This window comes from Arenimonas donghaensis DSM 18148 = HO3-R19 (assembly GCF_000743535.1).
Lineage (GTDB): Bacteria > Pseudomonadota > Gammaproteobacteria > Xanthomonadales > Xanthomonadaceae > Arenimonas > Arenimonas donghaensis.
This window is the reverse complement of record NZ_AVCJ01000050.1, coordinates 12638-26810: the sequence shown is the minus strand read 5'-3', so window position 1 is coordinate 26810 and position 14173 is coordinate 12638. Positions and strand designations below refer to the sequence as shown.

13 protein-coding genes and 1 pseudogene are annotated in these 14173 nt (G+C 68.3%); 4 read left to right on the top strand and 10 right to left on the bottom strand.

The genetic code is table 11. The features are described from left to right. Positions 1-29: 29 nt before the first annotated feature. A pseudogene (locus N788_RS12475) lies at positions 30-488 on the top strand (cell wall hydrolase); the annotation flags it as partial. A gap of 129 nt (positions 489-617) precedes the next feature. Here N788_RS12475 and prpC read toward each other — a convergent pair. From prpC to N788_RS12450, 5 genes are all read right to left on the bottom strand, one after another. Continuing rightward, on the bottom strand, positions 618-1766 hold the full coding sequence (gene prpC, locus N788_RS12470; RefSeq protein WP_034225614.1) for a bifunctional 2-methylcitrate synthase/citrate synthase: 1149 nt from the start codon (positions 1764-1766) through the stop codon (positions 618-620). Between the two features lie 15 nt (positions 1767-1781). Then, on the bottom strand, positions 1782-2669 hold the full coding sequence (prpB, locus tag N788_RS12465; protein ID WP_034225612.1) for a methylisocitrate lyase: 888 nt from the start codon (positions 2667-2669) through the stop codon (positions 1782-1784). Positions 2670-2721: 52 nt separating this feature from the next. After that, positions 2722-3705 (bottom strand): malate dehydrogenase, encoded by a 984-nt coding sequence (locus N788_RS12460; RefSeq protein ID WP_034225610.1) that lies wholly within the window; start codon positions 3703-3705, stop codon positions 2722-2724. Positions 3706-3715: 10 nt separating this feature from the next. Further along, on the bottom strand, positions 3716-4915 hold the full coding sequence (locus tag N788_RS12455; RefSeq protein ID WP_034225608.1) for an aminotransferase class I/II-fold pyridoxal phosphate-dependent enzyme: 1200 nt from the start codon (positions 4913-4915) through the stop codon (positions 3716-3718). A 99-nt stretch (positions 4916-5014) separates the two neighbouring features. Continuing rightward, a complete protein-coding gene (locus tag N788_RS12450; protein ID WP_034225806.1) occupies positions 5015-5521 on the bottom strand; it encodes a peptidylprolyl isomerase in 507 nt (168 codons plus the stop codon). A gap of 159 nt (positions 5522-5680) precedes the next feature. Between N788_RS12450 and typA the strand changes: the two genes are divergently transcribed. Continuing rightward, positions 5681-7522, top strand: a complete 1842-nt coding sequence (gene typA, locus N788_RS12445) for a translational GTPase TypA (RefSeq protein ID WP_034225606.1) — start codon at positions 5681-5683, stop codon at positions 7520-7522. A gap of 32 nt (positions 7523-7554) precedes the next feature. Here the strand turns inward: typA and yczR are convergent, their stop codons facing one another. After that, positions 7555-9009 (bottom strand): MocR-like transcription factor YczR, encoded by a 1455-nt coding sequence (gene yczR / locus N788_RS12440; RefSeq protein WP_034225605.1) that lies wholly within the window; start codon positions 9007-9009, stop codon positions 7555-7557. A gap of 60 nt (positions 9010-9069) precedes the next feature. Between yczR and yczE the strand changes: the two genes are divergently transcribed. After that, on the top strand, positions 9070-9765 hold the full coding sequence (gene yczE, locus N788_RS12435; RefSeq protein WP_051924638.1) for a membrane protein YczE: 696 nt from the start codon (positions 9070-9072) through the stop codon (positions 9763-9765). Beyond that, positions 9762-10622, top strand: a complete 861-nt coding sequence (locus tag N788_RS12430; protein ID WP_034225603.1) for a PhzF family phenazine biosynthesis protein — start codon at positions 9762-9764, stop codon at positions 10620-10622. Before yczE ends, N788_RS12430 begins: the two co-directional genes overlap by 4 nt. Here N788_RS12430 and N788_RS12425 read toward each other — a convergent pair. The 4 genes from N788_RS12425 to N788_RS12410 form a co-directional block, all read right to left on the bottom strand. Further along, the gene (locus N788_RS12425; protein ID WP_034225601.1) at positions 10612-12006 is read right to left on the bottom strand and encodes a class II 3-deoxy-7-phosphoheptulonate synthase; all 1395 of its coding nucleotides are present in this window, start codon (positions 12004-12006) and stop codon (positions 10612-10614) included. The genes N788_RS12430 and N788_RS12425 overlap by 11 nt on opposite strands. Before the next feature lie 93 nt (positions 12007-12099). Then, entirely contained in the window at positions 12100-12609 is a 510-nt protein-coding gene (locus N788_RS12420; protein WP_034225600.1) for a disulfide bond formation protein B, read from the bottom strand. Positions 12610-12754: 145 nt separating this feature from the next. Next, positions 12755-13138, bottom strand: coding sequence for a 50S ribosomal protein L17 (gene rplQ, locus N788_RS12415; protein ID WP_034225599.1), 384 nt, complete (start codon positions 13136-13138; stop codon positions 12755-12757). A 30-nt stretch (positions 13139-13168) separates the two neighbouring features. Beyond that, on the bottom strand, positions 13169-14164 hold the full coding sequence (locus N788_RS12410; RefSeq protein ID WP_034225597.1) for a DNA-directed RNA polymerase subunit alpha: 996 nt from the start codon (positions 14162-14164) through the stop codon (positions 13169-13171). Positions 14165-14173: the final 9 nt, after the last annotated feature.

The following is a 14173-nucleotide window of genomic DNA, read 5'->3' as shown; positions in this document are numbered from 1 at the left end:
TGCGGCGCAACGGAGCAAGGAGTTCCGCCATGAAGCTGTCTTTCGTCCTTTGGCTAGCCTCGGTGCTGCCCCAGCCCGCCGCCGACCCGCTTTGCCTGGCGACCACCATCTACCTCGAAGCCCGCGACCAGTCGTCGCTGGGCCAGCGCGCCGTGGCCGAAGTGGCCCTGCGCCGCCGGGAGTCGGGCCAGTGGGGCGAGTCGGTCTGCGACGTCGTGACCGCCCGCAAGCAGTTCGCCCCGACCATCGTGAACCCCGGCCTGCGCATGAAGAACCTGCGGGCCTGGGAACGCGCCGTGCAGGTCGCCTTCGAGGCCCAGGCCGACTGGCAGTTGCCGGCCGGCGAGCGCAAGGAGGTGGTGCCCGGCGCCAGCCACTTCGCGGCCCTGGACCTGGCCAACCCCAGCTGGGCGACCTACCCCCAGGTGGCGACCATCGGCGACCACACCTTCTTCCGGGTCCAGCGCCTGACCCCGCCCAAGGCCGCGCCGGTGCCGACGGTCAACGTCGCCGCCCTGCCCTCCGCGACCCAGCGCATGGCGCCCTGACCGGACCCATGGCACGAAAAAAGGCCGCGCAGTGATGCGCGGCCTTTTTCTTTGGGCGAACCGGAGGGGTCAGCGCTTGTTGATGGCGACGAAGTCGCGGTCTTCGGGGCCGGTGTAGTTGGCGCTCGGGCGGATGATCTTGCCGTCGATGCGCTGCTCGATGACGTGCGCCGACCAGCCGCTGGTGCGGGCAATGACGAAAAGCGGCGTGAACATCGGCGTCGGCACGCCCATCATGTGGTAGGCCGAGGCGCTGTACCAGTCGAGGTTGGGGAACATCTTCTTCATGTCCATCATCAGCGTCTCGATGCGCTCGGAGACGTCGAACAGGACCTGGTTGCCGCCTTCCTTGCACAGCTTGCGGCTGATTTCCTTGATGATCGGGTTGCGCGGGTCGCCGACGGTGTAGACCGGGTGGCCGAAGCCGATGACGATTTCCTTGCGCTCGACCCGGGCGCGGATGTCCGCCTCGGCCTCGTCGGCGCTGGCGTAGCGCGCGATGATGTCCATCGCGACCTCGTTGGCGCCGCCATGCTTGGGACCACGCAGCGCGCCGATGGCGCCGGTGAGGCAGCTGAACATGTCGCTGCCGGTGCCGGCGATCACGCGCGCGGTGAAGGTGGACGCATTGAACTCGTGCTCGGCGTAGAGCACCAGCGACTTGTCCAGGGCCTCGGCGTGGGACGCGCTCGGCGGCTCGCCGTGCAGCAGGTGCAGAAAGTGCGCGGCGATGGTGTCGTCGTCGGTTTCGACGTCGATGCGACGGCCGTTGCGGGTGAAGTGCCACCAGTACAGCAGCATCGAGCCGAAGCTGGCCATCAGCCGGTCGGCGATGTCGCGCGCCTCGGCGGCCGGGTGGCCTTCACGCTCGGGCAGCACGGTGCCCAGCACTGAACAGCCCGTGCGCATCACGTCCATCGGGTGGGCGTTGGCCGGCACCAGCTCCAGGGCGTCGGTGACGATCGCCGGCAGGCCGCGCAGGCGCTTGAGCTTGGTCTTGTAGGCGGCCAGCTGGCTGGCGGTGGGCAGCGCGCCGTGCACCAGCAAGTGCGCCACTTCCTCGAAGCCGGCCTTGGTCGCCAGGTCCTTGATGTCGTAGCCGCGGTAGTGCAGGTCGTTGCCGCTGCGGCCGACGGTGCACAGGGCGGTGTTGCCGGCGGCGGTGCCGCTCAGGGCGACCGACTTCTTCGGCTTGGGCAGTTGGGTGTCGTTGCTCATCGTCTGGCTCCTTGCTCAGTCTTTTTTCTGCGAGAACAGCTCGTCGAGCTTGTCTTCGTAGGCGTGGTAGCCCAGGAAGTCGTAGAGCTCGGCGCGGGTCTGCAGGGTGTCGATGATGTTCTTCTGGGTGCCTTCGCGGCGCACGGTTTCGTAGAAATGCAGCGCGGCCTTGTTCATCGCGCGGTAGGCGCCGCAGCAATAAAGCGCGATGTCCACGCCGGCCCCGCGCAGTTCGTCGGTGGTGAAGAACGGGGTCGAGCCGAACTCGGTGAGGTTGGCCAGCACCGGCACCTTCACCGCGGACTTGACCTTGCGGTAGTCGTCGAGCGAGCGCATGGCTTCGGGGAACACCATGTCGGCGCCGGCCTCGACGTAGGCCACGGCGCGTTCGATGGCGGCGTCCAGGCCTTCGACGGCAGCCGCGTCGGTGCGGGCCATGATTACGAAGTCATCGTCGGTGCGGGCGTCGACGGCCGACTTCACGCGGTCGACCATTTCCTGCATGGAGACCACTTCCTTGCCCGGGCGGTGGCCGCAGCGCTTTTGGCCGACCTGGTCCTCCATGTGCACGGCGGCGACGCCGACGCGCTGGAAGTTCTTGATGGTGCGGCCGATGTTGAAGGCACCGCCCCAGCCGGTGTCGATATCCACCAGCAAGGGCATGCCGGTGGCATCGACGATGCGGCGGGCGTCGGTGAGTACGTCCTCCATCGTGGAAATGCCCAGGTCGGGCATGCCCAGCGAGTTGGCGGCGACGCCGCCACCCGAGAGGTACAGGGCCTTGTAGCCGGTGCGCCTGGCCATGAGGCCGGCGTAGGCGGTGATCGCGCCCATCACCTGCAGCGGGGATTCTTCCCTGACGGCGGCGCGGAAACGCGCGCCGGCGGATACGATTGCGGTCATTCTCGGAACCTTCAAGCAAGAAGGCGGCCCGGAGGCCGCCTTCGTGGTGTCATCAGAGCAGGTGGGCGACGCCGGCGCGCTCTTCCTCGAGCTCGGCCAGGGTCTTGTCCATCATCGAACGCGAGTACTCGTCGATTTCCAGGCCCTGGACGATTTCGTACTTGCCGTCCTTGCAGGTCACCGGGAAACCGTAGATCACGTCCTTGGGGATGCCGTAGCTGCCGTCGGACGGCACGCCCATGGTGGCCCACTTGCCGTCGGTGCCCAGCGACCAGTCGCGGATGTGGTCGATGGCGGCGTTGGCGGCCGAGGCGGCCGAGGACAGGCCGCGCGCTTCGATGATGGCGGCGCCGCGCTTGCCGACCTTGGGGATGAAGGTCTCGCGGTTCCAGGTCTCGTCGCCGATCTTGTCCTTGAGCGAGGCTCCGTTGGCGGTGGCCAGGCGGTAGTCCGGGTACATGGTCGGGCTGTGGTTGCCCCAGACGACCAGCTTCTCGATGTCGGCCACGTCAACGCCGGCCTTGATCGCCAGCTGCGACAGCGCCCGGTTGTGGTCGAGGCGGAGCATCGCGGTGAAGTTCTTCGGGTCGAGGTCGGGCGCCGACTTCATGGCGATGTAGGCATTGGTGTTGGCCGGGTTGCCGACCACCAGCACCTTGACGCCGCGCGAGGCGACGGCATTGAGCGCCTTGCCCTGCACGGTGAAGATCTCGGCGTTCTTGAGCAGCAGGTCCTTGCGCTCCATGCCCGGGCCGCGCGGCATCGCGCCGACCAGCAGGGCGACGTCGGCGTCCTTGAAGGCGACCATCGGGTCGTCGGTGCCGACCATGCCCGCCAGCAGCGGGAAGGCGCAGTCTTCGAGTTCCATCATCACGCCCTTGAGCGCGGCCTGGGCCTTTTCCATCGGCAGCTCGAGCATCTGCAGGATGACCGGCTGGTCCTTGCCCAGCATTTCGCCGGAGGCGATGCGGAACAGCAGGGAATAGCCGATCTGGCCAGCGGCGCCGGTGACGGCAACACGGACGGGGGTCTTCATGCGGATCTCCTTACTTCAATTCTGCGAAAAATTCCTGGATCCGCTGCAGGCCCTTGGGCAGCTGCTCGGTCGGACAGGTGTAGCTGATGCGCAGCGCGCGCGGCTCGCCGAAAGCCGAGCCCGGCACGCAGGCCACGCCCTTGGCTTCGAGCAGCGCGCTGCAGAAGTCGACGTCGTTGGCGATGGTCACGCCGTTGTGCGATTTGCCGAAGGCGCAGCTGATGTCGGGGAACACGTAGAACGCGCCGCGGGGCGTCGGGCAAACCACGCCGGGGATCGCGTTCATCGTCGCCACCACCTGGTCGCGCTTGGCCTGGAACTCGGCGCACTTGCCGGCGGGCACGTCCTGCGGGCCGGTCAGCGCGGCCACGGCGGCGGCGGTGACGACCTCGGGCAGGTTGGTGATGTGGGTGGAGTTGAGCACCGTGACCGCCTTGGCCACGACCTCGGGGCCGGCCAGGAAGCCGACGCGCCAGCCGGGCATGCCGTAGGTCTTGGACAGCGAATCGACGAACACCACCCGCTCGCGCAGTTCAGGCCGGGCCTGGACGAAGTTGTGGTAACCCAGGCCGTCGAACACCATGGTGTTGTAGATGTCGTCGGTGATCACCCAGGTGTCCGGGTGCTTGACGATGACGTCGGCCAGCGCCGCGATTTCCTCGCGGGTGTAGACCATGCCGGTGGGGTTGTTCGGGTTGTTGAACAGGAACACCTTGGGCTTGCTGGCCAGGGCCTTGTCGAGCTGCGCCGGGGTGAGCTTGTAGTCCTGGCTCGCCGGGCACGGCAGCTCGAGGATCTTCGCGTCCAGCACCTCGGCGATGTCGGCGTAGGTGGTCCAGTAGGGCACGGCGTAGGCGATGGTGTCGCCTTCGTCGAGCAGGGCCTCGGCCAGGTTGTAAAGGATGTGCTTGGCGCCGACGCCGGTGGCGCAGTTCAGGCGCGTGTAGCCGGTCAGGCCCAGGGCTTCGATGTGGTGCAGGAAGGCATCGAGCAGCGCATCGGCGCCGCGGTTCGAGCCGTACTGGCCACTGTCCTTTTCGAGCGCCTCGCGGGCGGCGGCGTAGACATGCTCGCCGGGCAGGAAGTTGGGTACGCCGATGGAGAAGCTGACGATGTCACGGCCTTCGGCCTTGAGCTTCTTTGCCTTTTCGGCGACGGCCATGATGGCGCTGGGCTTGGCACGGCCCATGCGCTTGGCGAGCTGGGGCATCACGATCCTCGCGGGGTTGGGGTGGCGGGATGGGAAACCCCGGAAGGATACCATGCCGCCCCCTCCAGAGCCCCGTCCCGCCGCCCTGCCCGGCCCCGGTCAGGCGGCGTCGAGGGCCTTGTTCCAGTCGGCCACGCGCTCGGCCTGGGCGGCCAGCAGCGGGGCGGTATCGCCCTCGATCTTCAGGCTCTCGATCTTGTCGCCGCCGCGGACGGCGTCCACCACCGCCTGGTCGTCGGCACCCAACACTTCACCGAACACGGTGTGCTTGCCGTCCAGCCACGGGGTGGCGACGTGGGTGATGAAGAACTGGCTGCCATTGGTGCCCGGGCCGGCATTGGCCATGGACAGCACGCCGGGCTTGTCGTGGCGCAGGTCGGCGCGGCACTCGTCCTCGAACCGGTAGCCGGGGCCGCCGGTGCCGGTGCCGCGCGGGCAGCCGCCCTGGATCATGAAATCGGGGATGACGCGGTGGAAGGCCAGGCCGTCGTAGAAGCCGCGCTGGGCCAGGTTGACGAAGTTGGCGACGGTCAGCGGCGCCTTGTCGGCGTGCAGCTTGACGCGGATCGGGCCGCGGGACGTGGTGAAAACGGCGGTCAGGGACATGCGGTGCTCCAGGGGGTCGGGCCGGTCGAACCGGTGGGCCGCCAAGGATGCCACAGCCCTCCGTGCCGATGGAGGCTGAACGGGCATTCAGGACCGCTTTGCGGCTATAATTGCCGGCTTACCCAGCCAAGAGCAGCGCGCCGCCCGGCGCCCATCCGCATGTCCATCGAAAAGCTCCGCAACATCGCCATCGTGGCCCACGTCGACCACGGCAAGACCACCCTGGTCGACCAGCTGCTCAAGCAGTCCAACACGCTGGGCGAACGCCAGCAGCTGGCCGAGCGCGCGATGGACAGCAACGACCTGGAAAAGGAACGCGGCATCACCATCCTTTCCAAGAACACCGCGATCCGCTGGACCTCGCCGGAAGGTGAGGAATACCGCATCAACATCGTCGACACCCCGGGCCACGCCGACTTCGGCGGCGAGGTCGAGCGCGTGCTGTCGATGGTCGATTCGGTGCTCATCCTCGTCGACGCGATGGACGGCCCGATGCCGCAGACCCGCTTCGTCACCCAGAAGGCCTTCGCGATGGGCTTCAAGCCGATCGTGGTGATCAACAAGGTCGACCGCCCGGGCGCGCGTCCGGACTGGGTGCTCAACCAGACCTTCGACCTGTTCGACCGCCTGGGTGCGACCGACGAGCAGCTCGACTTCACCACCGTCTACGCTTCGGGCCTCAATGGCTACGCCGGCATGGACGAATCCGTGCGCTCGGGCGACATGACCCCGCTGTTCCAGACCATCGTCGACAAGGTGGCGCCGCCGCCGGTGGACATGGACGGTCCGTTCCAGATGCGCATCACCTCGCTCGACTACAACAACTACGTCGGCATCATCGGCGTGGGCCGGGTGCAGCGCGGCACCATCCGCACCAACCAGCAGGTCACGGTGGTCGCGCGCGACGGCAAGACCCGCAACGCCAAGGTGCTGCAGGTGCTCGGCTTCATGGGCCTGGAGCGCCATGAGGTGAAGGAAGCGCGCGCCGGCGACATCATCGCGATCTCCGGCATCGAGGGCCTGGGCATTTCCGACACGGTTTGCGACCTCGGCGCGGCCGAGCAGCTGCCGGTGCTGACCGTCGACGAACCGACGATCTCGATGACCTTCCAGGTCAACGACTCGCCCTTCGCCGGCAACAAGGACCGCAGCGGCGGCAAGTTCCTCACCTCGCGCCAGCTGCGCGACCGCCTGATGCGCGAGACCCAGCACAACGTCGCGCTGAAGGTCGAGGACACCGCCGACGCCGACAAGTTCAAGGTCAGCGGCCGCGGCGAACTGCACCTGTCGATCCTCATCGAAACCATGCGTCGCGAAGGCTACGAGCTGGCCGTGTCGCGCCCCGAGGTGATCATCCGCGAAGTCGACGGCGTCAAGCAGGAGCCGTTCGAGTCGCTGGTGGTGGACCTTGAAGAGCAGTACCAGGGCGGCGTGATGCAGCGCCTGGGCGAGCGCCGCGCGATCCTCCAGAACATGGAGCCGGACGGCAAGGGTCGCGTGCGCATCGACTTCATCATCCCGGCCCGTGGCCTGATCGGCTTCCAGACCGAGTTCCGCACCATCACCGCCGGCACCGGCCTGCTGTTCCACGTCTTCGACCACTACGCGCCGAAGCAGGAAGGCGACATCGGCCAGCGCCAGAACGGCGTGCTGATCTCCAACGGCACCGGCCCGTCGCCGGCCTACGCGCAGATCGCCATGCAGGAGCGCGGCCGCCTGATGGTCGAGCCGGGCGAGGAGATCTACGAAGGCCAGATCGTCGGCATCCACTCCAAGGACAACGACCTCACGGTCAATGCCCTGCGCGGCAAGCAGCTCACCAACTTCCGCGCCTCGGGCACCGACAAGGACGAAGGCCTGATCCCGCCGGTGAAGTTTTCGCTTGAGCAGGCGCTGGAGTTCATCGACGACGACGAACTGGTCGAGATCACCCCGGTCGCCATCCGCCTGCGCAAGAAGCACCGCACCGAGAACGACCGCAAGAAGGCCTCGCGCGGCTGACCTGACCTGGCCCGGCGCCTGCGCCGGGCCGATCAGGCGATCAGGACCGGCGACGCCTTGCCGGCCCCGCGCGTCGCCCGCTTCTGCGCACCCCAGGCGGCGGCGAGCCGCCCCACCGCCTGCACCAGTTCGTCGGCGGGCCGCGTGTAGGGCAGGCGCAGCCATTCGTCCTGCCCGCCCTCGACCGCGAAGACCGGCCCCGGCGCCAGATACAGGCCCGCGTGTTCGAGTTCGGATGCCAGCCGCGTCGCGCTTGCCCGCGGCAGGCGCACCCACAGGGACAGCCCACCGCTGGGCAGGCGAAAGCGCCAGTCCGGCAATTCGCGGGCCAGGGCCGTCGCCAAGGCATCGCGCTGCTGGCGCAGGCCCCGTCGCCGCCGGACCAGGACCTGCGGGTCCTGCAGCAGCTGCATGACCACCAGCTGGTCGAACAGCGAGCCACCCAGGTCCACCTGCACGCGGGAGCGGATAAGCCGACCCACGAGTTCGTGCGGCGCCCGGATCCAGCCGACGCGCAGCCCTCCCCAGAACATCTTCGATGCGCTTCCGACGGTGATTACGTCGGCGCCGAAACGGGCGAACGGCGGGGGCATCGAATCCTCATCATCCAGCCAGGTCGGCTGCAGGGTTTCATCGACGATGGCGGTGACCCGGGCGCTTTCCAGCGCCCGCGCGATCCGCTCGCGGCCCCGTGCATCCATCAGGAAGCCGGTGGGGTTCTGGAAGTCGGGGATCAGGTAGGCCAACCGGGGGGCCGCCTGCCTGAGGGTGGCCTCGATGCCTTCGTAGTCCCAGCCCTGTTCGCCCAGCGGGTCGGCCATCGGGGCGGCGACCAACTGGCCGCCGCCGCAGCGAAGCGCTTCGATCGCATTGGGATAGACCGGTGACTCGAGCATGATCCGGTCCCCGGGCCGCGCCAGCGCACGGGCGATGATGGCCGTCGCCGACAGCGCCCCGGACGTGATCAGCACCTGCCCCGGATCGGTCGCCAGGCCGCGGCGTTCGTACATCCGGGCGATGCCGGCACGCAGCTCGGGCAATCCTGACGGCAGGTAACCCTCGCTCGCCAGGTAGGAAGGCAGCGTCGCCAGGGCCTTTTCGTACGCCGCCGCCACCCCGGGGGTGGCGGCGCTGGCCGCGCAGTTGAGGTCGATCGCATCGCGACCCGGTGGCGGCCGGTCGGCCGGGCTCAGGGCATGGTCGTGGGCCCGCCGCCGATCGATCGGAACCGTCGCGAACGTACCCGCCCCCTGCCGCGCCTCCACGAAACCCGCATCCGCCAGCGCGGCGTACGCGCGGGTGATGGTGATCCGGGACAAACCCAGCGCTTCCGCCACCGCCCGTTCGCTGGGCAGGCGGGTCCCGAGCGGGATGCGGCCGTCACCGATCAGTTCCTGCAAACCGTCGCGCAGCCCGAGGTAGGCGGGCGACCGCGGGAATTCACCGAGCAAGGTGGCAAGGCGGCGGGGATCGAGGGTCCGGGTCATGAGTCCACCATCGGGAAATTGGCTATATGCCGTGATTCCAATTGCCGGAAGACTAGCGCCATGGACAAGACCAATCAAATGCACGGCCTGGCCAATATCGGTCCGCTCGCCCAGCTCCGGGCGGGGCGCCTGCCCGAACGCCTGCTCAGGCTGTTCGTCGGCCTGTGGCTCTACGGCCTCTCGGTCGCACTGATGGTCCAGGGCGCACTGGGCACGTCGCCGTGGGACGTCTTCCACCAGGGTGCCCTGCAGCACGTCCCCCGGGGCCTGGACATGAGCCTGGGGAACATCATGGTGCTCACCTCGATGGCGGTGCTGCTTGCCTGGGTTCCCTTGCGGCAGATGCCCGGCCTGGGCACCCTGGCCAATGCCTTCTGCGTCGGTCCGTTCACCGACCTCAACCTGTGGTGGCTCGGCGCGCCGGAGGGCCTGGCGCTACGCGCGGTCTACATGCTGGCCGGCGTTGCCTGCTGTGGCCTGGCAACCGCGCTGTACGTCGGCGCCCAGCTGGGTCCGGGTCCCCGGGACGGCCTGATGACGGGGCTGGCCCGTCGCACCGGCCGTTCAATCCGTTTCGTGCGTACCGGCATCGAAGCTTCGGTGGTCGTCCTGGGCGCCACCCTGGGTGGCCCTGTCGGCCTGGGCACGGTGGTCTTCGCGCTGGCGGTGGGGCCACTGACCCAGCGATTCCTTCCCTGCTTCGTCGTCCGCCTGGGTGACGACAAACCCGTCAAAATCGCCCGGGAGGCGACATGAACACCGAAATCCTGCACTACAGCGCTTTCACCAACGATCCTGCCGGCGGCAACCAGGCCGGCATCGTGCTCGACGCGCGCGACTTGTCCGACGCGGCCATGCAAGCCATCGCCGCCGACCTGGCCTATTCGGAAAGCGTTTTCCTGTCGCCACGCAGCGACGGCGACTTCGACGTGCGCTATTTCAGCCCGAAAGCGGAGGTGAGCTTCTGCGGCCACGCCACGATCGCCGCCACGGTCGCGCTTGCCGACCGACAGGGCCCCGGCGAATGGGACCTGCACACCGTGTCGGGCCGGGTCCGGGTGTCGGTCGACGCGCGTCGCCAGGCCACGCTGGTCAGCGTGGCACCCCGGGTCGAGCCGATCGCCGATGCCGACCTCGAGGCCCTGCTCGCGCTCCTGGGCTGGCAAGCCCGGGACCTGGACCCGTCGCTGCTTCCCGCGGTGGCTTATGCCGGGGCGTGGCATCCGGTGCTGGTGGCCACGAGCCGCGACCGGCTGGCCGACCTGGCCTACGACTTCGATGCGCTGGCGGCGTTGATGGCACGCAGGCAATGGACCACGGTCAGCCTGGTCTGGCGGGAAACGCCGGCCAGCCTGCACGCCCGGAACCCGTTCCCGCCCGGCGGGGTCGTCGAGGATGCCGCCACCGGTGCCGCCGCCGCGGCCCTGGGTGCCTACCTGGCCAGCCGCGATGCCCTGCCCCCGTCCCGCGAATTCACCATTCGCCAGGGCGAGGACATGGGCCGCCCCAGCCGCCTGCACGTGCACGTGCCGCCCAACCCCGCCGAAGGCATCCGCGTGAGCGGCAGCGCCGTGGAATTGCCGGCTCCGGAACGCCCTGGCCTCAGGGCGTGAGGGGTCGCGCCAGGCTCGACTGCTTGCGCACGATCAGCATGGCGATTTCCAGCGACTGCTCGTAGTTCAGTCGCGGATCCACGGTCGAACGGTAGGCGCGGGCCAGGTCGGTGTCGGTGAGCTCGCGGGCGCCGCCGGTGCACTCGGTGACGTTTTCGCCGGTCAGCTCCAGGTGCGCGCCGCCCAGGCGGGTGCCAGCGGCGGCGTGCAGGTCAAAGGCGGTTTCGAGTTCGCCGCGGATCTTGTCGAAGCGCCGGGTCTTGTAACCGTTGCTGGTGCTTTCGGTATTGCCGTGCATCGGGTCGCAGATCCAAAGCACGCGGTGGCCTTCGCGGCGCACGGCGTCGAGCAGCGGCGGCAGTTTTTCGGCGATCTGGGCGGCGCCCATCCGATGGATCAGCGCCAGGCGACCGGGCTCGTTCGAGGGATTGAGCACGTCCACCAGCTTGAGCAACTGCTCAGGCGTGACCGAGGGGCCGACCTTCACCGCGACCGGATTGCGCAGGCCGCGGAAATACTCGACATGGGCGCCTTCCAGCGCGGCGGTGCGCATGCCGATCCAGGGGAAGTGCGTGGACAGGTTGAACCAGCCCCACTGGCGCGGCACCTGCCGGGTCAGGGCTTCTTCGTAGGGCAGCAGCAGGGCTTCGTGCGAGGTGTAGAAATCGGCGCGGTTGAGGTTGTGCAGGGCCGTGCCGGAAATCGTCTCCATGAAGCGCACGGCGTCACCGACGGCGGCGACCATGCGCCGGTAGTCGTCCGACAGCGGCGAATGGCCGACCCAGCCCAGGTCCCAGTACTCGGGGTGGTGCAGGTCGGCGAAACCGCCGTCGACCAGCGCACGCACGAAGTTCATGGTCATCGCCGAACGCGCGTGGCCCTTGACCATGCGCCGCGGGTCCGGCGTGCGCGCCTGGGCCGTGAACTCGGGCTGGTTGATGAAATCGCCGCGGTAGCTGGGCAGCGTGACGCCGTCGCGCTCTTCCATGTCGGCCGAACGCGGCTTGGCGTACTGGCCGGCGAAGCGACCCACGCGCACGACCGGCAGCCGCAGCCCGTGCACGAGCACCAGGCTCATCTGCAGCAACACCTTCAGGCGGTTCGACACCAGGGCCGATTCGCAGTCGGCGAAGGACTCGGCGCAGTCGCCGCCCTGGAGCACGAAGCGCTTGCCTTCCTGGGCTTCGGCCAGCTGCTTCTTGAGCGTCAGGATCTCCCAGGACGTCACCAAGGGCGGCAGCCGGCGCAACTCTTCCACGACGCCGGCCAGTTCGGCCTCGTCGGGATAACGCGGCTGCTGCGCGGCCGGCCGCGCGCGCCAGCCCGCCGGCGTCCAGTCGGACGGGACGGAAACGGTCTGCAGGCTGCGGTCGGAAGAGCTCATCGTTGTTCCAGTGGGTCGGTCGAAGGAGTGCTGCACAGCATCATGCCACAGGGCCAACGTTGCCCCGTGCAAGCCACGCGAAACCCGTTTGCGTCAGCGGCGGCGCCAGCCCGCCCACAGGGCGCCCAGGCCCAGCCCGATGAACCAGGCCAGGGTCCAGGCCGGCATCGACAGGCCCAGGAAGCTCCAGTCCACCTTGGCGCATTCGCCGGAGCCTTCGAGCACCTTGGCCAGGGCCTTGAACGGGCCCATGGCCTCGACCATGTAGTCCAGTCCCATGGACGTGCACAGCGGCACCTCGCTGGGCGGCAGCGACTGCAGCCAGACATGGCGGGCGGCGACGACGCCGCCGGCAGCGGCCGGGACGAAAGCCAGCAGGCCATAGATGGCCCGGCCCACCCTGCCCTTGGGCGAATGCAGGCCCCCGACCAGGAAAACGACGGCCATGGCCGCGAAGGCGACGCGCTGCAGGATGCATAGCGGGCACGGCATCATCAGCATGCCGAACTGCACGTACAGGGCATAGGCCAGCAGCGCCACGCAGAGCGCGAAGCCGGTGAGGAACTGGGCCCGGAAGCCCCAGGCGAAAGGATTGGTCGTCATCGTGGGGCGCATTCGGGCAGGAAACACAGGCTAACCGACCACGGCCGCGGCGCGAAGTTCATCGCGGGCACGGCCAGTAGCGCCTGAAAGCACAGGACCCCGGCCTGGGCCGGGGTCCTGGGGTATTGCATGTCCCGCGCCGGAGTTACTCGGCGGCGTCGGCCTCGGCCTGCGGACGGTCCACGAGTTCGACATAAGCCATCGGGGCGTTGTCGCCCGGACGGAAGCCGCACTTGAGGATGCGCAGGTAGCCGCCGGGACGGGCCTGGTAACGCGGGCCGATCTCGACGAACAGCTTGCCCACCGCTTCCTTGTCACGCAGGCGCGACATGGCCAGGCGGCGGTTGGCGACGCCGTCGACCTTGCCGATGGTGATCAGCGGCTCGGCGACGCGGCGAAGCTCTTTGGCCTTCGGCAGGGTGGTACGGATCAGTTCGTGCTTGATCAGGGACGCAGCCATGTTGCTGAACATCGCTTCGCGATGGGCGCTGGTGCGGCTGAACTTGCGGCCGGATTTCTGGTGGCGCATGGTCGTGTTTCCTTAAGTGAATTCCGGGCCTTAGCCCAGCATGCCCTGCTGCAGGCCGGCCGGCGGCCAGTTCTCCAGCTTCATGCCGAGGGAAAGGCCGCGCTGGGCCAGCACTTCCTTGATCTCGGTGAGCGACTTCTTGCCCAGGTTCGGGGTCTTGAGCAGCTCGACCTCGGTACGCTGGATCAGGTCGCCGATGTAGTAGATGTTCTCGGCCTTGAGGCAGTTGGCCGAACGCACCGTCAGCTCGAGGTCGTCGATCGGGCGCAGCAGCACCGGATCCACGCCCGTGGTCGAGGCCTTGGCCGGACCACGCTCGCGCTGGGTGAAGTCGCCGAACACCGACAGCTGGTCCGTGAGGATGTCAGCGGCGGTGCGGATGGCGTCTTCGGCGTCGATCGTGCCGTTGGTCTCGATTTCCAGGACCAGCTTGTCAAGGTCGGTGCGCTGTTCGACGCGGGCGGACTCGACGGCGTAGGCAACGCGGCGGACCGGCGAGAACGTGGCATCAAGCACCAGGCGACCGATCGCACGGGACTCTTCGTCCGGGCGGCGGCGATCGGCGGCCGGCTGGTAGCCGAAACCGCGCTCGATCTTCAGGCGCATGTTCAGCGCCGTGTCCTTGGTGAGGGTGCAGATCACGTGGTCGGGATTGATGATCTCGACGTTGTGGTCGGTCTTGATGTCGCCGGCGGTGACGACGCCCGGGCCCTTCTTCTGCAGCGACAGCGTGGTGTGGTCCACGTTGTGCATGCGGATGGCCACGTCCTTGAGGTTGAGCAGGACTTCGAGCACGTCTTCCTGCAGGCCTTCGACGGTGGTGTACTCGTGGAGCACGCCGTCGATCTCGACTTCGGTGATCGCGAAGCCGGGGATCGAGGACAGCAGGACGCGCCGCAGGGCATTGCCCAGCGTGTGGCCGTAGCCGCGCTCGAGCGGCTCGATGACCACCTTGGCGCGGTTGGAACCGAGGCGTTCGATGTGCGGGCCGCGGGGGCGCAGCACCTGGGTGGCGGTAACCGTCATGGTCAAGGT